The sequence below is a fragment of the Rhizomicrobium palustre genome (assembly GCF_011761565.1).
Taxonomy (GTDB): domain Bacteria; phylum Pseudomonadota; class Alphaproteobacteria; order Micropepsales; family Micropepsaceae; genus Rhizomicrobium; species Rhizomicrobium palustre.
Map to the genome: position 1 here is coordinate 2,175,723 of NZ_JAASRM010000001.1, position 20,188 is coordinate 2,195,910.

General features: G+C 59.9%; 23 protein-coding genes. 14 read left to right on the plus strand and 9 right to left on the minus strand.

Annotated features, from left to right (window positions below; translation table 11 throughout):
* Positions 1-92 precede the first annotated feature (92 nt).
* The 6 genes from FHS83_RS09715 to FHS83_RS09740 all read left to right on the plus strand — a co-directional run bounded on the left by FHS83_RS09715 (position 93) and on the right by FHS83_RS09740 (position 3,898).
* Entirely contained in the window at positions 93-665 is a 573-nt protein-coding gene (locus tag FHS83_RS09715; protein WP_167082769.1) for a GNAT family N-acetyltransferase, read from the plus strand.
* 35 nt (positions 666-700) lie between these two features.
* Positions 701-1,033, plus strand: a complete 333-nt coding sequence (locus FHS83_RS09720; RefSeq protein WP_167082770.1) for a VOC family protein — start codon at positions 701-703, stop codon at positions 1,031-1,033.
* A gap of 98 nt (positions 1,034-1,131) precedes the next feature.
* A complete protein-coding gene (locus tag FHS83_RS09725; RefSeq protein WP_344098533.1) occupies positions 1,132-1,488 on the plus strand; it encodes a DUF6614 family protein in 357 nt (118 codons plus the stop codon).
* Between the two features lie 101 nt (positions 1,489-1,589).
* Positions 1,590-2,561 (plus strand): hypothetical protein, encoded by a 972-nt coding sequence (locus FHS83_RS09730; protein ID WP_167082772.1) that lies wholly within the window; start codon positions 1,590-1,592, stop codon positions 2,559-2,561.
* A gap of 63 nt (positions 2,562-2,624) precedes the next feature.
* Positions 2,625-3,095 (plus strand): GNAT family N-acetyltransferase, encoded by a 471-nt coding sequence (locus FHS83_RS09735; RefSeq protein WP_167082773.1) that lies wholly within the window; start codon positions 2,625-2,627, stop codon positions 3,093-3,095.
* Positions 3,096-3,259: 164 nt separating this feature from the next.
* A complete protein-coding gene (locus FHS83_RS09740) occupies positions 3,260-3,898 on the plus strand; it encodes a hypothetical protein (protein ID WP_167082774.1) in 639 nt (212 codons plus the stop codon).
* 38 nt (positions 3,899-3,936) lie between these two features.
* Here the strand turns inward: FHS83_RS09740 and FHS83_RS09745 are convergent, their stop codons facing one another.
* Genes FHS83_RS09745 through FHS83_RS09760 form a run of 4 tightly spaced genes read right to left on the minus strand, consistent with a single transcriptional unit; the run spans position 3,937 to position 6,017 of the window.
* The gene (locus FHS83_RS09745) at positions 3,937-4,353 is read right to left on the minus strand and encodes an EVE domain-containing protein (protein WP_167082775.1); all 417 of its coding nucleotides are present in this window, start codon (positions 4,351-4,353) and stop codon (positions 3,937-3,939) included.
* The gene (locus tag FHS83_RS09750; RefSeq protein ID WP_167082776.1) at positions 4,353-4,652 is read right to left on the minus strand and encodes a YciI family protein; all 300 of its coding nucleotides are present in this window, start codon (positions 4,650-4,652) and stop codon (positions 4,353-4,355) included. The genes FHS83_RS09745 and FHS83_RS09750 overlap by 1 nt, the downstream gene beginning before the upstream one ends.
* 13 nt (positions 4,653-4,665) lie before the next feature.
* Positions 4,666-4,959, minus strand: a complete 294-nt coding sequence (locus tag FHS83_RS09755; RefSeq protein WP_167082777.1) for a YciI family protein — start codon at positions 4,957-4,959, stop codon at positions 4,666-4,668.
* A gap of 44 nt (positions 4,960-5,003) precedes the next feature.
* Entirely contained in the window at positions 5,004-6,017 is a 1,014-nt protein-coding gene (locus FHS83_RS09760; protein ID WP_167082778.1) for an NAD(P)H-dependent glycerol-3-phosphate dehydrogenase, read from the minus strand.
* Positions 6,018-6,129: 112 nt separating this feature from the next.
* Between FHS83_RS09760 and FHS83_RS09765 the strand changes: the two genes are divergently transcribed.
* The 3 genes from FHS83_RS09765 to FHS83_RS09775 are packed head-to-tail and all read left to right on the plus strand — an operon-like array spanning position 6,130 to position 8,174.
* Positions 6,130-6,777, plus strand: a complete 648-nt coding sequence (locus tag FHS83_RS09765) for a LolA family protein (RefSeq protein WP_167082779.1) — start codon at positions 6,130-6,132, stop codon at positions 6,775-6,777.
* 3 nt (positions 6,778-6,780) lie between these two features.
* Positions 6,781-7,521 carry a gamma-glutamyl-gamma-aminobutyrate hydrolase family protein gene (locus FHS83_RS09770; protein WP_167082780.1) on the plus strand — a complete coding sequence of 247 codons (741 nt, stop codon included), beginning with the start codon at positions 6,781-6,783 and terminating at the stop codon, positions 7,519-7,521.
* Positions 7,521-8,174, plus strand: a complete 654-nt coding sequence (locus FHS83_RS09775) for an MOSC domain-containing protein (protein WP_167082781.1) — start codon at positions 7,521-7,523, stop codon at positions 8,172-8,174. The genes FHS83_RS09770 and FHS83_RS09775 overlap by 1 nt, the downstream gene beginning before the upstream one ends.
* A 263-nt stretch (positions 8,175-8,437) precedes the next feature.
* On the opposite strand, the gene FHS83_RS09780 is transcribed toward FHS83_RS09775, so the two are convergent.
* On the minus strand, positions 8,438-9,049 hold the full coding sequence (locus tag FHS83_RS09780) for a dual specificity protein phosphatase family protein (RefSeq protein ID WP_167082782.1): 612 nt from the start codon (positions 9,047-9,049) through the stop codon (positions 8,438-8,440).
* A 24-nt stretch (positions 9,050-9,073) separates the two neighbouring features.
* On the opposite strand from FHS83_RS09780, the gene FHS83_RS09785 reads away from it, so the two are divergent.
* The 3 genes from FHS83_RS09785 to sucD all read left to right on the plus strand — a co-directional run bounded on the left by FHS83_RS09785 (position 9,074) and on the right by sucD (position 11,847).
* A complete protein-coding gene (locus FHS83_RS09785; protein ID WP_167082783.1) occupies positions 9,074-9,610 on the plus strand; it encodes a hypothetical protein in 537 nt (178 codons plus the stop codon).
* A gap of 186 nt (positions 9,611-9,796) precedes the next feature.
* A complete protein-coding gene (sucC, locus tag FHS83_RS09790; protein ID WP_167082784.1) occupies positions 9,797-10,969 on the plus strand; it encodes an ADP-forming succinate--CoA ligase subunit beta in 1,173 nt (390 codons plus the stop codon).
* Positions 10,969-11,847 (plus strand): succinate--CoA ligase subunit alpha, encoded by an 879-nt coding sequence (gene sucD, locus FHS83_RS09795; protein WP_167082785.1) that lies wholly within the window; start codon positions 10,969-10,971, stop codon positions 11,845-11,847. The genes sucC and sucD overlap by 1 nt, the downstream gene beginning before the upstream one ends.
* A gap of 123 nt (positions 11,848-11,970) precedes the next feature.
* On the opposite strand, the gene FHS83_RS09800 is transcribed toward sucD, so the two are convergent.
* Positions 11,971-13,146 carry an acyltransferase family protein gene (locus FHS83_RS09800; protein WP_167082786.1) on the minus strand — a complete coding sequence of 392 codons (1,176 nt, stop codon included), beginning with the start codon at positions 13,144-13,146 and terminating at the stop codon, positions 11,971-11,973.
* 143 nt (positions 13,147-13,289) lie between these two features.
* Here FHS83_RS09800 and FHS83_RS09805 point away from each other — a divergent pair, with 143 nt between their 5' ends.
* Together FHS83_RS09805 and odhB are read left to right on the plus strand one after the other, a co-directional pair.
* Positions 13,290-16,205 (plus strand): 2-oxoglutarate dehydrogenase E1 component, encoded by a 2,916-nt coding sequence (locus FHS83_RS09805; RefSeq protein ID WP_167082787.1) that lies wholly within the window; start codon positions 13,290-13,292, stop codon positions 16,203-16,205.
* Complete coding sequence (odhB, locus tag FHS83_RS09810) at positions 16,202-17,455, plus strand: 2-oxoglutarate dehydrogenase complex dihydrolipoyllysine-residue succinyltransferase (protein ID WP_167082788.1); 1,254 nt, start codon at positions 16,202-16,204, stop codon at positions 17,453-17,455. Before FHS83_RS09805 ends, odhB begins: the two co-directional genes overlap by 4 nt.
* A gap of 118 nt (positions 17,456-17,573) precedes the next feature.
* On the opposite strand, the gene FHS83_RS09815 is transcribed toward odhB, so the two are convergent.
* The 3 genes from FHS83_RS09815 to FHS83_RS09825 form a co-directional block, all read right to left on the minus strand.
* Positions 17,574-18,293 (minus strand): DUF3307 domain-containing protein, encoded by a 720-nt coding sequence (locus FHS83_RS09815; RefSeq protein WP_167082789.1) that lies wholly within the window; start codon positions 18,291-18,293, stop codon positions 17,574-17,576.
* A complete protein-coding gene (locus tag FHS83_RS09820; protein ID WP_167082790.1) occupies positions 18,290-18,910 on the minus strand; it encodes a hypothetical protein in 621 nt (206 codons plus the stop codon). The genes FHS83_RS09815 and FHS83_RS09820 overlap by 4 nt, the downstream gene beginning before the upstream one ends.
* A gap of 204 nt (positions 18,911-19,114) precedes the next feature.
* The gene (locus FHS83_RS09825) at positions 19,115-20,167 is read right to left on the minus strand and encodes a glycoside hydrolase family 62 protein (RefSeq protein WP_167082791.1); all 1,053 of its coding nucleotides are present in this window, start codon (positions 20,165-20,167) and stop codon (positions 19,115-19,117) included.
* Positions 20,168-20,188: the final 21 nt, after the last annotated feature.

The following is a 20,188-nucleotide window of genomic DNA, read 5'->3' on the forward strand; positions in this document are numbered from 1 at the left end:
GCAATCAGCAAAGCGATGGGCCCTCTTCCGCGCCACTACCTTGCGAGGAACTGGGTGACCATCCGCCATGATGGCCCGGAGATGCGATCGTCGTGTGTACCATCCGCAAGGCCCGCTTGCCTGAAGACAAGCCGGTGATCCTTGACTTCATCGTCGCGCTACAGCGCTTTGAATCCAATCTTGAACCCAACCACCTTATCGATCACGCCATGGCCGAGGAATACTTCGCGTATCTCCTCGAGAGCACTGAACGCGGTGCGATTTTCATGGCCGACGAAACTGCTCCTGATGGCAGCGTAAAGACCATCGGCTGGGCGGTCGTCCACGAACAAGTCAGCGAAGCTTTCATCCGCGCCGACGAACGTTGCTATGCCTATCTTGCTGAGCTCTACATCAGTGAAGAGGGGCGGGGTAGCGGCTCCGGGCAGAAACTCATCCGCGCCTGCGAAAACTGGGCGATGGAAAATGGCTACGCCACGATGCGCATCGATCTACTCACCCGCAATGAAGGGGCATTCCGCGCTTATCAGAAGGCGGGATACATTCCCTATTGCCAGGAGGTGAAGAAGCGCCTTCTGCCTATGCGGGATGAAACCGATGAGGAACTCTCCATGGTTCCCTTGAAGCCCGTACGGGCCAAACGCCTGCCGCTTTCGGCCGCGTGATGTTGCGCGCAGCATAAAGAACTGAGAGCAACCGGATGAAGCTGAAACTCGCGCGGGTGATTTTGTTCACGGCGCAGATGGAAAAGATGACCGAGTTCTATCGCGATGTGATGGGGCTCAAGCAGGTCACAGACGAAAAGGGCTGGCGCGAGTTCGATGCAGGTGGTCTCACCATCGCGCTGCACTCCGGGCCATCCTCGCCGGGTAAGAAAGGACCGAAGCTGGTTTTCCACGTCAAGGATGTCGAAGCGCTCCGCACCACCCTGGTCGGGCGCGGCGTCAAACTCGGAAAGGTGAAACTGGGTGACTTTCATCTTTGCGACGGGCGCGACCCAGACGGCAATCCCTTTCAGTTGTCCAACCGCTGAGGCCCTGCCTATACACATCAATGCCCCGCTGCCGGGATGCTGGCGGCGGGGTTTTTCGTGGTCTGCGCGCGCTTGTGCTAGGGTGATGAAACCGGAGAATGGCCTTGGACCACTATCATATCTTTTTCGATCTGAAGCCGGGGGCGAATGACCTCGATGTGGCGCGTGGGGTGGCCCGCTATATGGGCCATCTCAAAGAGCGCGGGCTGATCGAAGGCTGGCGACTCACGCGCCGCAAGCTAGGTCTGGGGCCTAAGGAAATGGGCGAATTTCACTGTGTGGTCGAAACGCGCGATCTCGCTCAGCTCGATGCCGCCTTCCAGCATGTCTCTTCGCGTGCCGAGCCGGTCGAATCCTTGCACTTCGCGGTCAATCGCTTTGCCGCCAATCTCACCTTTGCGCTTTATCGCGATTTCCCCGATGCGGGGCGCCAGGAAGGCGAAGAGAAATTCTGATCTGCTCGCGCATGGTAAACGGGATTGCTATGTGACAATTTGTAGGGCGTGCGTGCGATTTTCCGGGGAGTATCGTTTGCCGGGGTTGGGGATCATCGGTCATGGCGCTTATTCGGCCTTTCATGTGTGCCGCGGTGCTGGCGCTTATTGCGTTCGCAGCACAAGCCCAAGCGGAAAACCGGCTGGTTTCGAGCGTGTATTTTCCGGTGCAGATCAGCACCCCTGAATTGGCCGAGGGCCCTGTTGCACCCGATGGTGTGATCTATCATCAGGAGGTGCGTTCGCTGAAGGCGGTGCAGCTCACCGAGCCGCATGCAGTGCGTTTTTTGCGCCAGGGTGAGAGCAAAGAGGTGGAATTCACGCTGCCCGCGGGCACCCTCTTTGTGGTGGCACGCGACAAGACCGGCGAGATGTATTGCACCGCAGTCGCCAGCGATACCAACATTTTGGCTGCTGTGCTTTTGCAGTCCTTTGTGGCTGCCTTCCACGATGCGGGCGTTTGTCTGCGCGATAGCGATTTCGACGGGACCTTCGATTCTGAGGTCGTCTTCGACCAAGCGCCCAACCGCACACGCACACCCTATGAGATTCTCGGGGTGGAGAACGGCACTTGGAAGCCTATCCACCTGAAAGCTGAGCCTCTGGAGCAGGCAAAGATTCCCGCGGCCGAACTGCGCCTCACCTATGATTATCGCAGTGGCGGCCTCTTCAATAAGCCTTTCGGGCTTTTGCATTTTGCCCTGTGCTGGCCGAAAGCGCTGGTCACGGACGAAGGCGGATCTAGCGACGGAAAAACCTGCGCGAATTTCAACTTTGATCCCTACGGAGCCGGTTTGCGGGTCAGCCTCGGCGAGGGCGTGCATTCGAGCTTCACCTCCTATCCGTTCAGCCTGGATGTCGTTTCCGACAAGACCAAGCGTCTGGTGGTGACGATGAAGGATATGCTGCCCGAGGGCTATGGCGTCTTGCGCATGGCAGGGCGGGTCACGCGTTCGGACCGGTCGCAGCTGCAATATACGGTGGTGAGGATCACCCCAACCAAGAGGCCGCCGGGCGAGGCGCCCCCGATCTGACCTTTGCGCTTTGCCGCGATTTCCCCGATATGGGGGCGTGAAGAAGGCGAGGAGAATTCAGACATGGTGACCGTGCGCCCCGTGCGTCTGCCGGAGGACAAGCCCGCGCTGTTGGAATTCGTCTGGGGTCTGCAGCGCTATGAGGCCGAATTCGAATATGACCGCCGTCTCGATCCCGCCTATGGCGAGGACCAGTTCGCCGATCTGATGAAACTCGACGAAAAGGGCGTGATGTTCCTGGCCGAGGCGGGCGGCAAGCCGGTCGGTTGGGTGATCGTGATCGAATCAGAGGCCCCGCCCTATGTCATTCCCGAGGAGCGGCTCTCGGCGCAGATTTGCGAGCTTTATGTGGACGAGGGCGCGCGGGGGCTGGGCGCCGGACGGGCCTTGATTGAGGCTTGCGAGGCCTGGGCGCGGAGCAAGGGCCACAGCGTTATCCGGATCGGCCATCTCGCCCAGAATACCCGCGCCGCGGCGGTTTATGAGAAAGCGGGCTATATTCCCTATACGGTCAACCGCAGGAAGAAACTCTAGCCGCGGCCCCGGAAAGCTTAAACTTGAGAAATCTTTGGCCGGTTAACCGCTTAAGGCGGCCCTCTGTCCCTTCAAGAAGGCTGGTAGAGCGCCCCGTTTGGCGATATGAACCATAGCCTCAAGCCCCTGCCGCAGGGGTGGGTCTCAAACAAGGTGTTTTTCCGGTGTCCGACGCTACGCCCCCCGCCAAATCCGCCTCCCTCATCGATACGCTCAAATCCGATAAGCGGGTCTGGGTTGGTGGCGGTGTTGTGGCCGTGGCTGCGGTGGCTGCCGGGCTCTATTTCGGCGGGGTGTTTGGCCCCTCCAGCCATGACATCTGCTACGCCACGCTGAAGCAGGCCAAGGATTACGGCGTCATCTCGCCGAGCGCGGAGCTCTCCGGATCGGCCAAGTCGACCGATGTGAAGAACCGCAAATCCTGCGGCGCCACGGCGGGTGGCGACACCTACACCCTTCTGGCGGACGTCAAGAAAGAGGATAGCGAGCATAAGAAGTGCCGCGATCTCAAGAAACAGAATTCCTGCGTGGCGCTTTATAGCGTCGCCCGTGCCGATGGCATGACCACCTATCAGGTCCGTGAAATCCCTCCGGGTGAAACCGACGAAGCGCTTGCCGCCACCGAAGGTCAGCAGCAGCAGCAGCAGGCGGGTGCGCCTTCGGTGAGCGGTGCTCCGGCTACGGGTCAGGCCGCGCAGCAGCCTGGCGAAGGAACCATGGACACCGAAACCGCGGTCGATAATTCCGGCAGCATGCATGGTCCGCAGCAGGGCGCTCAGCAACAGCCAGCCCCGCAGCAGTAATATTCCCTTTTCACCCTCCCTTTAAGGGAGGGTGAAATCTAAGCTACCCCCGCCATCTTGCAGATGATGGCCCATTCCTTGTCGGTCACAGGCTGCACCGAGAGGCGGGAGTTTTTCACCAGCACCATCTCGGCCAGCTCCGGCATCTCTTTGATCTCGGCAAGGCCCACCGGCGTTTTCACGTCGGCGACGGCCTTCACATCGACCAGGCCGAACTTGCCTTTCTCGTCGGTGGGGTCGGGGCGGTAAAGTCCAATCACTTCCACGATGCCGACGATCCGCTTCTCATCCACCGAGTGGTAGAAGAAGCCGCGATCGCCCTTCTTCATCGCTTTCATATTGTTGGCGGCTTGGTAATTGCGCACGCCGCTCCAAGGCTCGCCCTTGGCGCCTTTCTTCTTCTGATCCTCCCAGGACCAGGTGGAAGGCTCGGTCTTGAACAGCCAATAGGCCATCACACCCCTCCGAAATCTGCACCGACCGCATTGAGCGCCGGCTTCCAGGGGCGGATGTCGCTCGATTCAAACAGCCCGGCTTTCACATAAGGATCTTCCATATGCCAAGCCTCGGCGGTTTCGAGATCGGGCGCCTCGATCACCATCATGCTGCCGGCCATCTCGCCTTTTGCGTTGAGAAACGGCCCGCCCAGCTTGATGCGCCCGGTATCGCGGGCGAAAGCGAAATGCGCCTCGCGGGTGGCAAGGCGCAGATCGAGGCTGTCTTTCTTGTCGATCGCGGTGACAACGAAAAGCATGAGCCCTCTATTTCTAGACCGTTTCAAACGTGTTGATGGTCAGCTTCCAGGGATGCAGTTCCTGGCGTTCGAAGAGACCGGCCTGATTATAGGGATCGTTCTTCACATAGGCGGCGGCTTCTTCGTAGTCAGCGGCTTCAATGATGGAGAAGCTGCCGATCATGGAGTCATCGGGGCCGGTGAAGGGGCCGCCGAATTTCACCTTGCCGTTCGACTTGGTGTACTCGACATGTTTGGGCCGCGTCGCTGCGCGAACTTCCGCGCCGCCCAGCTTCTTGTCGAAGGCGATAAACATAAACAAAGCCATTTTACGCTCCTGAGAAAATCCCGCCTGAAAGCGCGGGAGGAAAACTATTCGCTCTTCAGCGGCCGTGTCATCAGCCGCACAATGGCGCCATCGAGCGGCAAGGCGCCGGAAAGCACATTCGCGACGGTTTCGGCGATGGGCAGTTCGATCTTTTCGGCTGCGGCGCGGGTGACGAGGGCAGGCGCGGTCTCAACCCCTTCCGCCAGCGGTTTTCCGGGTTCGCGTAAGCTCGCGATGGACCGCCCGCGCCCGACCTCCTGGCCGAAATGGAAATTGCGCGAGGTCGGGCTGGTGGCGGTGAGGACTAAATCTCCAAGCCCAGACAGCCCCATCAAGGTTTCAGAGCGTGCACCCAGCGCGATGCCAAGGCGGGTCAGCTCGGCAAAGCTGCGGGCCAAGAGGGCGGCCCGGGCGCTTTCGCCAAGTCCCATGCCATCCACGATGCCGGTGGCGATGGCATAGACGTTCTTCGCCGCTCCACCCAGCGCCACGCCGACCAGATCATCGCTGGCATAGGGGCGGAAGGTGGCATGCGAAAGGCTCGCTTGGAGACGCTCGGCGATATCCATCCGCGCAGCGGTGGTGACGGCGGTGGGTAGTCCCACGGCGGAATCGCGTGCGAAAGAAGGGCCGGAAAGAATCGCGGGTTCAAAGCCGGGCGCGGCTTCGGCGATCACTTCGGTGACGATCTTGCCAGTGCCGCGCTCAATGCCCTTGGCGCAGACCACCAGTGGCGTTCCCTTCGCGGCAACGGCGGCGACCGCGGAAAGGGCGCTGCGCAAATGCTGCGCCGGGGGCACCATCAGAAGCGCGCCCGCGCCCGAAACCGCTTCGGCCAGATCGCCGGTTGCGGTGATGTTCTCGGGCAGGGCGATGCCGGGCAGGAATATTCCGTTCTCGCCGGTCTTGCGGATCGCCTCCACCACCTCGGGCTCGCGCGCCCAGAGTGAGACCTTGCGGCCTGCGCGCGCAGCGGTCAGTGCCAGCGAGGTTCCCCACGCGCCGGCCCCGATCACGCCTATCTTTTCGTAAGCTGCGGCTTTGGAAGGTGCGGACATGTCAAAACCTTAAGGGACGAGTCGGTCGGTGAGCTACTCTATCGCCCCAAGGTGCTGGGGCTCCACGGGAAACTGCCCTTCCTTCCGCCGCAATGGAGCGCTAAGAGGGGATATGCGCCGTATCGCCAAAATCCTGGTTTTAGCTACAGCTCTGGTTGCAGGCATGGGGGCCGGACAAGCCCCGCCGCCGCGCCATATCGAATTCTCCGCCGAAGACCGCGCCACCCTCGATAAGATCAGCGACTACCTGAACGGGACACGCAGCTTGCAGGGCGATTTCGTCCAGATCGCCCCCAATGGCGGTATGGATCAGGGCAAGTTCTATCTCGTAAAGCCCGGCAAGATTCGCTTCGAATACCGCCCGCCAAGCCCGCTTCTGGTCGTCTCCGATGGCCGGACTGTGGGGGTCTTCAACAGTAAGCTGAAGACGGTGGATCGCTACCCGCTTTCGTCGACACCGCTCGATCTGCTCTTGGGCGACAAGATCGATCTGCGCAAGAACGACGCCATCCTTGCGGTGCAGCATCGCGATGGAAATATCATAGTGGAAGCGCGCACCGCCACCAAGCGCACTAAGGCAAATATCGCCATCACCTTCTCGGAAAGCCCGCTGGCACTGCGCCAATGGACCATCATTGACGATCAGGGCCTGCCCACCACGGTGGCGGTGCGTAATCTGCAAGACGGCGGTTCGATTAGCGATCAGCTTTTTGTGCTGCGCGACGCCAAACCGGCTGTGGGCATCAAATCCAGGGATTAAGGAGTGAGCGCCATGGCGCGTCCCGTTGTCGGCCTGATCTGCGACCGCCGCAGGATCGATGACGAGGATGTCCATCTGGTGCTGGAGCAATATATCACTACGGTGCGCGATGGCGCGGGCGCCTTGCCGCTGCTCATTCCGGTGCTTGATACCCCGCTTGATGCAGATGACATATTCGCCAGCGTGGATGGGCTTTTGTTCACCGGCTCGCCCTCCAATGTCGAACCACTGCATTACGGTGGCCCGCCTGCGCGTGAGCCCAAAAACGAAGATAAGTATCGCGACCGCCTCACCCTGAATCTGATCCGTGCGGCCATCGAGGCCATGGTGCCAAGCTTTTGCATTTGCCGGGGCTTGCAGGAATTGAACGTCGCGCTCGGTGGCACACTGTATCAGCAGGTTCAGGAAGTCCCTGGCCGCATGGATCATCGTGAGGACCCGAAGATGCCGGAAGAGGTGCAATGGGGGCCGTCCCATGACGTCACCGTCACCAAGGGCGGGATGCTTGATGGGCTTCTCGAAACAAAAACCTTCGCCGTCAATTCGCTGCACGGCCAAGGCATTGATCGCTTGGCACCGCCGTTGCGGGAAGAAGCACATGCGCCGGATGGTCAGATCGAGGCTGTCAGCCTGAAGAACCCGCAGGGTTTTCTCCTCGCGGTGCAATGGCATCCAGAATGGCGCTGGGCAGAGGATGCTGTTTCGCGCAAGCTGTGGCAGCATTTTGCGGAGACTTTGCGCTGATGAACGTCCCCATTCTTTCGCTCGCGATTGGACAGCCGAAGCCGCTCGGGGTTTGGCGCGGGGAAGAGGTTCTGTCGGGTTTCGATAAACAGCCCGTCACCGAAGAACACGTTTTTGTTACTGCAACGGGCATTCGCGGCGATGGCCAAGCCGATCTCGAAAATCATGGCGGTGCCGATAAAGCGGTCTATGCCTACCCCGCTCTGAACTGGCCGTGGTGGGAAAACGAGAAACGACTCGCCTGCCGGCCCGGATTATTCGGCGAAAATCTCACCCTCGGCGAAGTTGATGAGACAAATGTATATCTCGGAGACCGGTTTTCCTGGGGCGATGTGATCCTGGAAGTGAGTCAGCCGCGCGCGCCCTGCTTCAAGCTCGCGATGTATACCGGCCGCCCCGAAATCCCTGCCGCGATGACTCTTTCAGGCCGCTGCGGCTGGTATTTCCGTGTCGTTCAGGAAGGTGAAGCACCGTCACGCGGCGCGCTTACGCGCCTCGTTTGCACCGAGAGTGTGACGGTGCGGGATGCGTTCTCCTACGTATTCACCCCGAAGCCCGACGTGGTAATGTTGGAGCGAATTAAGCATGCGCCAGGCATCTCTGACGCATGGCTGTATCAAGTGAGCAAGCGAATCGCCGCTGCAAACGGCTGATTTCCGCAGCGTGACGGAATTGCCACTGTCCATTTAAAATTTGTTATCTACGTGCGCCACAAAGAAAAAACTTGAAAACTGTGGCCCATTTGCATAAGTTATCTCTTGTGAAGAGATGGCGCCCGGCAACGCACTGCCCCCCCGCTCGCAAGCCGGGTCCCTCTTCACAGCAGTGTCGGTCATCCCCTCCCGGCACTCGCGCGTAACGGCGCAAACGACGCCCGGTTGGCCCCCCCGACCGGGCGTCTGTCGTTTTGGGGTTCCTACAATTGAAACGGGCTGCGCACGGGCTTTTCGAAGATGCCTTTATGGCTGTCTGATAATCCGTGGGCGGATAACCAGGCGGCGAGCGCTTCGGCGCGATAGTGCTCCTTAATCCAGGCCGATAGCGGCGCGCCTTTTGCGTCTTCCGCGGCAAAGGCAAGAAACGGCTTCAGCCAATGCTGATGTTTCTTCGGCTTGTGGCCGTAAAGGCGGGCATCGAATTGCGCCACGGCTTTATCCAATGCCTGCCAGCCTTCGTCGTGAATGAGAAACAGGGCTGCGCCGAGCGCGGTGCGGTCATGCCCGCCGGAACATTTGAGAAGGAAGGGCCGCGGCGCGGTTTCAAAACATTCGACCAGCCGGGCCAGCATGGTGGGCAAGGGCAGGTGGCGGGAGGACATCTGCGCATCCAAATGCGTAGCCCCGATGCGCGCGCAAACAGCGCGCTCATAGCGCCACCAGGAAAGATCGGCGTTTTCCCCGCGCAGGTTGATGATGGCCTTGAGACCGTGACGGGTCATCAGGCTTTCAAGCCCGCCGAAAAAGGCCTGCGACGAACGCGCTGCCTGGCCTTCCTTGATCCAATGAAAGTTGTACAACCAGTCGAGCAAGACGCGCCTATTGAGAGGATCGCCATGAAACTTAGCAGAAAAGCCCTGACGGTGAGCTGGGCCTGGCTGAGCGCCTTGGCGGTGGTGATGGGTATCGTTCTCTACCTATTGGATGGCGTGCTCAAGGCCAAGACCGGCTTCGGGACAGCCTCGATGCAGTTCGTCGGCTCGGGCTATGATCTGCGGCTGATGATGGACCATTGGATCCGTCCGCCCGATATGGCGCTGGTGGGCTTTCTCTTCGGGCTCGATTTCCTTTTCATGCCACTTTATGGCGCCGCGCTCTTCTGCGGGGCGCTGGTGGCGCTGGACCGTTTCGCCCCGGCAAAGGGCAATCTGCGCCGTCTGATGATTCGCCTCTCGCTCGCCCCCATCGCGGCGGCGTTGTGCGACGCAATCGAAAACAGCCTCAGCGTTTATATGCTGACCCACACCCCCACCAATGCGCTCGCCTCTTTCGCGATGGAAGCCACCGCGGGCAAATGGCTCGGCATCGCCATCGGCCTTGCGCTGACCGTCGCGGCGTTGATCGGCAAGTTTGTCGTCAAACCGACGGAATAAATAAATCGCCTCTCCCGCAAGGGACGGACAACGCTGTCATCAATTGTGACAGCGCTGGCCTTCCGGAAACGCAAGGCTCATTCCCCTTTTGAACGGCTCCAAATTGTTGCGCCGCGAAATTCGGCTGCTATTGTGGACAACACGTCGCGCGTCTTTCGCGCATCGCGCCATTCCCAAGGGCTCCTCATGAACATCCACGAGTATCAAGCCAAAGAAATCCTGCGCAATTTCGGGGCGCCCGTTCCCTTGGGGAAAGCCGCTTTCTCCGCTGAGGAAGCGGTCGCCAAAGCCAAGGAACTGCCCGGCCCGGTCTGGGTGGTGAAGGCTCAGATTCATGCGGGCGGTCGCGGCAAGGGCGGCGGCGTCAAAGTCGTCAAATCCATTGCTGATGTTGAGACCGAAGCGCGCCGCATGCTTGGCATGACGCTCGTCACCCATCAGACCGGCCCCCAGGGTCGCGAAGTGAAGCGCCTTTATATTGAAGACGGTTCGGCCATCGACCGCGAGCTTTATCTCTCCGCCCTGGTAGACCGCGCCACCTCGCGCATTTCCTTCATCGTCTCGACCGAAGGCGGCATGGACATCGAAGAGGTGGCCCATAACACGCCCGAGAAGATCGCGACCTTCACGGTCGATCCGGCGGCGGGCTATGCCTCGTATTTGGGTGTTGAGATCGCTGCGGCCCTGAAGCTGAAGGGCGGCGACCAGATCAAGCAATGCGTGGCGCTGGTGAAGAGCATCTATGACGCCTTCGTCGCCAAGGATATGAGCCTGCTCGAAATCAACCCGCTCGTGGTGACCAAGGATGGCAAGCTCGTCTGTCTCGATGCGAAAGTGAATTTCGACGACAACGCGCTCTATCGCCATGCCGATGTGCGCGAGCTGCGCGATCTCGGCGAGGAAGAAGCGACCGAAATCGAAGCCTCGCGTTACGATCTTTCCTACATCAAGCTCGATGGCTCCATCGGCTGCATGGTCAATGGCGCGGGCCTTGCCATGGCGACCATGGACATCATCAAGCTCTTTGGTGGTGAGCCGGCCAACTTCCTCGATGTCGGCGGCGGCGCCACCAAGGAAAAGGTCACCGCGGCCTTCAAGATCATTCTCTCCGATCCCAATGTGAAAGGCATTCTGGTCAATATTTTCGGCGGCATCATGAAATGCGACATCATCGCGGAAGGCATCGTCGCCGCCGCGCGTGAAGTGCAGCTCTCCGTGCCGCTGGTGGTGCGCTTGGAAGGCACCAATGTCGATCTTGGCAAGAAGATCCTGGCCGAATCCGGCCTGCCCATCGTGTCGGGCGACAACCTCGCCGATGGCGCCGAAAAGATCGTGAAGGCCGTGAAGGAAGCTCAATAATGTCCATTCTCGTCGATAAGAACACCAAGGTCATTTGCCAGGGCTTCACCGGCAATCAGGGCACTTTCCATTCCGAACAGGCCATTGCTTATGGCACCAAGATGGTCGGCGGCACCACACCCGGCAAAGGCGGCACCACCCATTTGGGGCTTCCCGTTTTCGATACGGTGAAGGAAGCGCGCGAAGCCACGGGCGCCGATGCCAGCGTGATCTACGTGCCGCCGCCGTTTGCGGCGGATGCGATCCTGGAAGCCATCGACGCGGAGATCCCGCTCATCGTCTGCATCACCGAAGGCATTCCGGTGCTCGACATGGTGAAGGTGAAGCGCGTGCTGACGGGCTCCAAATCCCGCCTCATTGGGCCGAACTGCCCGGGCGTGATCACACCGGATGAATGCAAGATCGGCATCATGCCGGGCCACATTCATCGCCGCGGTTCGGTCGGTATCGTTTCGCGCTCCGGCACGCTCACTTATGAAGCGGTGGCCCAGACCACGGCGGCGGGGCTTGGGCAGTCCACCTGCGTCGGCATCGGCGGCGATCCGGTGAAAGGCACCGAGCATATCGATGTGCTCGAAATGCTGCTCGCCGACCCCGAAACCGAAAGCATCATCATGATCGGTGAAATCGGTGGTTCCGCGGAAGAAGACGCGGCCGATTTCATCAAGCACAACAAGGTGAAAAAGCCGATGGTCGGCTTCATCGCCGGTGTCACCGCCCCTCCGGGCCGCCGCATGGGTCATGCCGGCGCGATCATTTCGGGCGGCAAGGGCGGTGCGGAGTCCAAGATCGAGGCGATGAAGTCCGCGGGCATCCGCGTGTCGCCCAATCCGGCCGCTCTCGGCACCACCATGCTGGAAGTGCTTAAGGGGCTCTGATTTGGCAATGCGCCCCATATCTTCTTTCGTCATGGCCGGGCTCGACCCGGCCATCCATCGTGAAGTCTGGATTGGCGCGCGCACGCTGTTGCTACGCGCCAAGGGCGGCCATGACGGAAAAAGTTAGTGAGCAGTCTTTGGACTTTCGGGCTTTTCAACCAGTTTGCGGATGAGCTTTTGCATCGGCTTTTCGAAATATGTGTAGGAAAGCCATGCAAGGCTCAACAGCACCGCATAAAAGGCGAGCATCACCCAGCCTTGCATAAAGAACGAAGGTTGCAGCCCCACAGTCACAGCGACGAGCGCACAAGCCGTCTGCAGCGGGAAATGCAGCATATAAACCCCATAGCTGATGTCGCCGAGATGGGTGGCTTTCCGATAGAAGGTCGGGAAGAGGCCCAGCACGACCTCGCTCAGCGCCAGCGCCACCACACTGATCGGGATCACGGTCAGGATGTAGGCGATATGGAAATAGCGGTCGGTGAATTCGTTGTCGTAGGCGTCATCGGGCAGGCGGTCGGTGACATAGATAATCAGATTGTGCAGCGGGCCCCATTCGATCTCCACCACCACCAGCGCCCACAAGGCGAGCGTGAACAGGCAGATCGCCGCCGAAATGGTTTTGGCCGCTTTCATCAGGCGGATTTTCTCGACCGCATAATAGGCCGCTCCGCCCAGGAAAAAGCCCATCAGGCCGCGGGCAATGAACCAGTTCCAACTGAACAGAAACACCCCGCAGAGTGCCACCAGAACCGCTACGCGCCAGCCATTGAAACCCGCGCGACACAGCAAGAAGAACAGCACATAAAGCCCCGCCTCGATGGAAACCGTCCAGGACGGGCCGTTGAAGGTTTGCTCGATGGTCGGCGGCAGCCATTGATGCAGCATCAAGGCGTGAGCAGCGAAGCGGTCCCAGCCTTCCGCCGGGAAGATGAAATCAACACCGGTCTTGGCGTGGAAGAGCGCCTGCAAGACCGTGATGGTCACCAGCATCAAGGCATGCAGCGGCCAGAGGCGCGAGAAGCGCAGCAGCGCGAAATGGCCGGGCTTGACCTTGCCCTCGCGGATGGCCTGGCCGTAAAGCCAGAAGAAGACAAAGCCGGAAAGCGCGAAGAACAGATCCACCGCCGCCCAGGCTTCCAGATAGAGCGGCTCCAGCACGCGATAAAGCGGCTGCCAATCGCGGCTCCACACCGTCTGCCAATGGCCGGAAAGCGCGAAAAAGTGCTGCCAATGCCAAATCACGATGGTCAGCGCTGCCAAGCCCCGGATCGCATCCAGGGAATAAAGCCGCTTCATTTGAAAATTCCTCGCAATCCAGGCGATTTACGGCCTGTTACCGTTGGCAACTATACACTGACGGGAAAGCATGGTCTTCGGCTTCGGATTGGGGTAAACCCACCAATTCGAATGGTTCTAAACTCTTCGGCGTACTCCCCCACATGACCAGCCAAAGCTCCCCAGAACGGATTTCCCGGGCGTCCAACGCCATCTTCGAGGAAACCGCCTTCCTATTCGGCGGCAATGCCGAATTTGTCGAATCCCTTTACGCCCAATATCTGGACGACCCAAACTCGGTCGATCCCTCCTGGGCGCGGTATTTCGCCGGGCTGGAGGGGCCAACCGGTCCGTCTTCTCCCTCTTGGGCACAGCGCGCGCAAGATTCCGGCGCGGTGGCGGCAAGCCCTGGCGGCAAGGCCTCGGCTGAGGATGTGCGCCTCGCTGCCCAGCAGTCGGTGCGGATGATCCAGTTGGTGCGCGCCTATCGCGTCCTCGGTCATTTCGCGGCGGATCTCGATCCGCTCAAGCTTTCCGAAAAGGCGCCGGTTCCGCAGCTCGATCCCAAATTCCACGGCTTCAAAGAGTCAGATCTCGATACGCCGGTTTTCATGGACGGCGTCTTGGGCCTGCAATCGGCAACGCCGCGTGAAGTCGCTTCGCGGCTCCAGCGCATCTATTGCGGCCGCATCGGCTATGAGTTCACCCATATCCATGATGCCGAACAGAAGGATTGGCTGCAGCGTCGCATCGAAGGCCCCGAGATGGAGGTGCATTTCACCCCCGCGGGCAAGCGCGCCATCTTGAACAAGCTGATCGAGGCGGAAGGCTTCGAGAAGTTCTGCGCCCTGCGCTTCCTCGGCACCAAGCGTTTCGGTCTGGACGGCGGCGAGGCGATGATGCCTGCGCTGGAACAGATCATTAAGCGCGGCGGCCAGCTCGGCGTGAAGGACATCGTCATCGGCATGGCCCATCGCGGCCGCCTCAATGTGCTCGCCAATCTTCTCGCCAAGCCCTATCGCCAGATCTTCCACGAATTCCGTGGCGGCTCGGCCAATCCTATCGGGCTCGAAGTTTCGGGCGACGTGAAGTACCACCTCGGCGCCTCCTCGGATCGCGATTTCGACGGCAATCTGGTCCATCTGTCGCTGACCCCGAACCCGTCGCATTTGGAAGCCGCGGACCCGGTGGTACTCGGCAAGGCGCGCGCCAAGCAGACCCGCAACAACGACACCCAGGTCCGTTCCAGCGTGCTGCCCATGCTGCTGCATGGCGATGCGGCCTTCGCGGGCCAGGGCATTGTCGCTGAATGCTTCGCCATGTCGGGCATCAAGGGCTATCGCACCGGTGGCACCATTCATTTCGTTATCAACAACCAGATCGGTTTCACCACCTCGCCGCAATTCTCGCGCTCGTCGAGCTATTGCACCGATATAGCCTTGATGGTGCAGGCCCCGATCTTCCACGTGAATGGCGATGATCCCGAAGCGGTAGTGCATGTCGCGCGCATCGCCACCGAGTTCCGCCAGCTCTTCCACAAGGACGTCGTGATCGACATGTACTGCTATCGCAGGTTCGGTCACAACGAGACGGACGAGCCGTCCTTCACCCAGCCGCTGATGTATCGCGCCATCAAGGATCATCCCTCGACGCTGGAACTCTACGCCCAGAAGCTGGTCTCGGAATCGACCATGGCCCAAGGTGAAGTCCAGCATATGGTGGATGACTTCAACAAACGCCTGGATGATGAGTTCGAAGCCTCCAAATCCCATGTGCCTGACCGAGCCGACTGGCTGTCGAGCTATTGGCTGGGTTTCGAGCAGGCGCCAAAATCCTATAAGCGCGGCGAGACCGGGGTCGATAAATACGCCCTGCTCGATGTCGGCAAAACGCTCTCCACGATCCCCGAAGGCTTTAACGCCCATAAGACCATCGTGCGCCAGATGCAGAACAAAGCGCGCATGTTCGAGACGGGCGAGGGCATTGATTGGGCGACCGCCGAAGCGCTCGCTTTCGGCACGCTGGTGCGCGAAGGCACGCCGGTGCGCCTCTCGGGCCAGGATTGCGGCCGTGGCACCTTCTCTCAGCGCCATTCGGTGCTGGTCGATCAGGATACGGAAAACCGTTATATCCCGCTCGCCAATATCTCCAAGGATCAGGCCGAGTTCGAGGTGATCGACTCGCTGCTTTCGGAAAATGCCGTGCTCGGTTTCGAATATGGCTATTCCACCGCCGAGCCGCGCGCGCTGGTGCTCTGGGAAGCCCAATTCGGCGACTTCGCCAATGGCGCCCAAGTGCTGATCGATCAGTTCATCGCTTCCGGTGAAATGAAATGGCTGCGCATGTCGGGCCTCGTGATGCTTCTGCCGCATGGCTATGAAGGCCAGGGGCCGGAACATTCCTCCGCTCGTCTGGAGCGCTATCTGCAACTCTCCGCGCAGGATAATTGGCAGGTCTGCAATCCGACCACGCCCGCCAACTATTTCCATGTGCTGCGCCGCCAGATCGTACGTCCTTTCAGGAAGCCCTTGATCCTGATGACGCCGAAATCCTTGCTGCGCCACAAGCGCTGCGTCTCGTTCCTCTCCGATCTCGAAACCGGCACCAGCTTCCACCGTGTCTTCCGCGATCAGGCCGAATGCGTGCCCGGCGCCACCACGGTGCAGCTCGCGCCCGACGATCAGATCAAGCGGGTGATCCTGTGCTCCGGCAAGGTCTATTTCGACCTCATGGAAGCGCGCGAGAAATATAACGAGCCGCATGTCCAGATGCTGCGGTTGGAACAGCTCTATCCTTTCCCGGAAGGTCCCTTGGGCCAGGAGCTGGAGCGCTTCCCGAACGCCGAAATCGTGTGGGTGCAGGAAGAACCGCGCAATCAGGGCGCCTGGTTCTTCGTGCGTCACCGAATCGAGTATCTTATGGAAAAGCTGGGGCGGCGCGTGCGTCCGCGGTACATCGGGCGGCCTGAATACGCCTCCACGGCGGCCGGTCTGATGAGTCAACATACAGCCGAACTGCAGTACATTATGGAAGAAGCCATGCGGTTCGATCTCAAAATCCGTATCGAGGACGAGCAATGAGCATCGAGATCAAAGTTCCGGCGATGGGTGAATCGGTCACCGAGGCAACCGTCGCACGTTGGTTCAAGAAAGAGGGCGATGCGGTCACGCGTGACGAGCCGCTGCTCGAACTGGAAACCGACAAGGTCACGGTGGAAGTGCCCGCCCCTGCCGATGGCGCCATCGAATCCATCGCGGTGAAGGCTGGCGACACGGTGCAGGTCGGCACGGTGCTCGGCGCTATTGCCGAAGGCGCCAAGGGCACGCATGCCCCCGTCACCTCGTCCAATCCCGATGCCGTCGTCGCCAAGCCGCAGGAAGGTCCCGCGCTGAAAGTGCCGGTGACCCCGCCACCCGCGCCCGCTCCGGCGCCCTTAGCTCCCACCCCGCAAGTCATGCCGGCCGCCCGCCGCGTCGCGGAAGACGCCGGCATCCCCGCTGAAAGCGTCAAGGGTTCGGGCCGCGATGGCCGCGTCACCAAGGGCGATGTTTTGGCCGAATTGGAAGCGCGCGCCCGCGAGCGCAGCTCCGCCCCCGTGACACAGGTCTCTTCTGGTCCGCGCCCCAAGGCCGATCGCGAAGAACGCGTGGCGATGACGCGCCTGCGCAAAACCATCGCCCTGCGCCTCAAGGAATCGCAGAATACTGCCGCTCAGCTCACGACCTTTAACGAGATCGATATGAGTCATGTGATGGCGCTGCGCACCGCCTACAAGGATCAGTTCGAGAAGAAGCATAAGGTGAAGCTCGGCTTCATGGGCTTCTTCGTGAAGGCCGTGGTCTCCGCGCTGAAGGAAATTCCCTCCATCAATGCCGAGATCGAAGGCGACGATATCGTCTACAAGAACTACTATGATATCGGCGTGGCGGTTTCGACCGATAAGGGCCTGGTGGTTCCGGCGCTGCGCGATGCCGATCAGCTTTCGCTCGCCGGTGTCGAAGCGGGCATCGCCGATTTCGGCAAGCGCGCCCGCGATGGCAAGCTCAAGATCGAAGAGCTGCAAGGCGGCACCTTCTCCATCACCAATGGCGGCACTTTCGGTAGCCTGATGTCGACGCCGATCCTGAACTCGCCGCAGTCCGGTATTCTCGGCATGCACAAGATCCAGCCGCGCCCGGTCGCCGATGGCAACAACATCGTCATCCGCCCGATGATGTACGTCGCCCTCAGCTACGATCACCGCATCGTCGACGGCAAGGAAGCCGTGACCTTCCTGGTCAAGGTCAAGGAAGCCATCGAAGACCCGCAGCGCCTGCTGCTCGAGGTATAATCCCTCTCGTCATGGCCGGGTTCGCTTGTCTTGGCGTAGCCGCAGGCGAAGCCAGAACCCGGCCATCTTGGGACGAGAAAGCACATGGCCGCCGAAAGGCGGCCATTTTGTTTTGGAGCTATGGCGCCCAATGCGCTAGCGCCACTTGCGTCAACGCGGCCACCAACAGCCCCCAGCCGAAGCTCAGGAAGGTGCCGATGATGATGTATTCGGTGAGCTTACGCTGCGCCGATTCCTTCACATCGCCAAAGCGCAGGATGGATTTGGCGGTGATGAGAAAGCCCACCCCTGCGGGCTGATTGATCAGCATCAGAAGCATTACCAGGGCACGTTCCAGACAGCCGATATAGGTGCCGCCATGGGAAAGGCCCTGAATCTCCTGGCCGATTTCAGTAACGAACGGCGCCGTGATCTTCTTGATGAGGATGGCGCCGGTATGAAGGCTTAAAATGGTTCCGGCGATCAGGCATAAAAGGGCTTGATAGTGCGAAAGCCAATCTTGGCGCGCCCAGAAGCCATTGGCGAAAGCATCAGGATAAAGAAAGCCAAGCCCCAAGATCACCGCCAGGTGCACGAATTGGTCGATCAGGAAACTCGCCAGCGTATCCTTTAAGACATGCACTTTCAGCGCATCCATGACGAGATGCGTACCCGCCAAAATCGCCAGAAGCGGCCAGGGCGCTGCACCCAGAACAAGAATGGCCGCCGCGATAACAATGGCGATGTGCAGAAGAAGATAGAGCGGGTTTTTCTTTCGCCGTAACAGCCATTCACCCTGCGCCGGAAAATCCGCAATCAGATGCGCCGCGACCAGCGCCAGAAGCGTGTCCGCCATCATGCGTATCCTTCCTGCCGAGGCGCTGCAATGTGCTGCCAATTCGTCCGGGCAAACAGTTCCAAGGCTTCTCGCAGTGCAGGCAGGTTGGCGCTTGAGAGAACATCCCCGACCGACTGAACGGTGATCCCGAGATTATCGGAGATTTTCTCATAAGTCGGCATGGGGAGCAGCAGCCAAAGCCGCATTACCTCGGCTTGGCGGCGGGACCATTTGCGCGAGAGGCGGCTACAAAGGTGCAAGATGGCCGGAAACCAAAGTGCGAAGGTCTCGTCGCCGTTGTCGGACAGGGCACCCGTAAGCCGGTCGGCCCCGCTCATCTCCTCAAGCGCCCGTCCCGACAGAGTGAACGCTTCCCCGGTTGAGATGGCGGAGGTTTGCTCGATGCTCTCGATACTTCCGATGCCTATCGACGTTCTGGTTTCGGCATTGGCTTCTACAAGCAGGCTTGCCTGGATAAGCAGGGCCAAGCGCAGCGCATTGGATGGGTCGCCCAGCAGAACCTGCCAGGAATCGCCCTGAAAGAATTCGGCGCCGCGCGTAATAGGGTCGTTACGCAGAACAAAGGCGCGAACAGTCTCGCGAACGGAGTCTTGGACGCTCTGCCGCACGCGCGCCATTGCAGCCGGCTTGAGTTTGGTCGAGCCAACTATATCGCCGGTAAGAACGGCGTGGACCTTGGGCGCGGCAGCTCTTTTGGGCACATAATTTCAGGCAAAAACGCCTGAAATTTATATTTCAGGCGGAAATGCCTGTCAAATGGCATGCCTCAGCAAAAAGGCCCGGTTTCCCGGGCCTTTTTCGTATCCACAGGGCAAAGGCCTCTATTTCTTCGCCGCGCACAAGCCGAGGTCGGGCTGTTTGGTGGCGGTCAGCAGCGACAGGCGATAGGGCAGTTTCAGGTAGTTCTTCTCGGGCGCATTGGGCTCCAGCGCCTGATAAAGGAATTGCAGCGGCTTGCAGAAATCGACTTCCGGCGTCTGGTCGGCGTTAGTGCGGATCAGCTCACCATGCGAGACGCCTTCCGAACTTGGCGCGCCGTCGAAGCGCACATTCAGCGCGCTGGCAAAGGCGTCGTCCAGCTTCGCCGCCAAGGGCTTCCATTCGCTATCAAGCTTATCCAGCGTCCAGGAGCGGAAATAGCGCCCTTTCGGCCCCATCGCTTCCACTGCGGCAAGGTATTTTTCCGTGCCTTTGATCTTATAGATCATCGCCGCTTCAAAAAGGTCCGCCTTGTTGGGCTCGGCGGCGGCGATCACCGTCTCCTTGTCATAGCCATTGGGAAAATCGGCGAGCGTCGTTTTGGAGCGGAAGATGTGGCCGTTATCATCGGCGCCGAAAAGATAGCAATTCTTCTCGTCGCAGATGTTCCAGAAATCCAGCCAATAGCCTTTACCAATGGCGTCCTTCACCGTGTCGGGCATTTTGGAGAAGAAGGTTTTTGGCGCGCTCCACGACATCGGGTCATCGATATTGCTGGTGGTGGAATACATCGCACCATTGCCTTGATAGACGAGATACCAAAGCTTCTGCGGCGCGAAATAGAAAACCTGCGGCGCGCAATGATAGCCCGGGCCAATCTTGCTGGTGTTGAGATAGGTGATCGGCGCGTCGTTCGCCTTCGCCCAATCGGTGAAGCTCAAATAGGCCATCTCCCAGCCGCCTTTCTCCGAGGGCGTGGTGGCGAAGACATGGAATTTGCCGTTCGCGAAAACCACCGTGGGGTCCTTCAGCGCCAGCGAGGCATGGGCTGCGTCCGGCTTGGGCAGGATCAGCGGCGCGGTGGATTTCCATTGGAACTGGCCATCCTCCGCGGCGAAGGCGGGCAGGGCGGTAAGGGCGAGAAAGGCGCAACAGGCCAGGCGCGAACGGAGCATGTTTGGTCTCGTGTTGAAGGG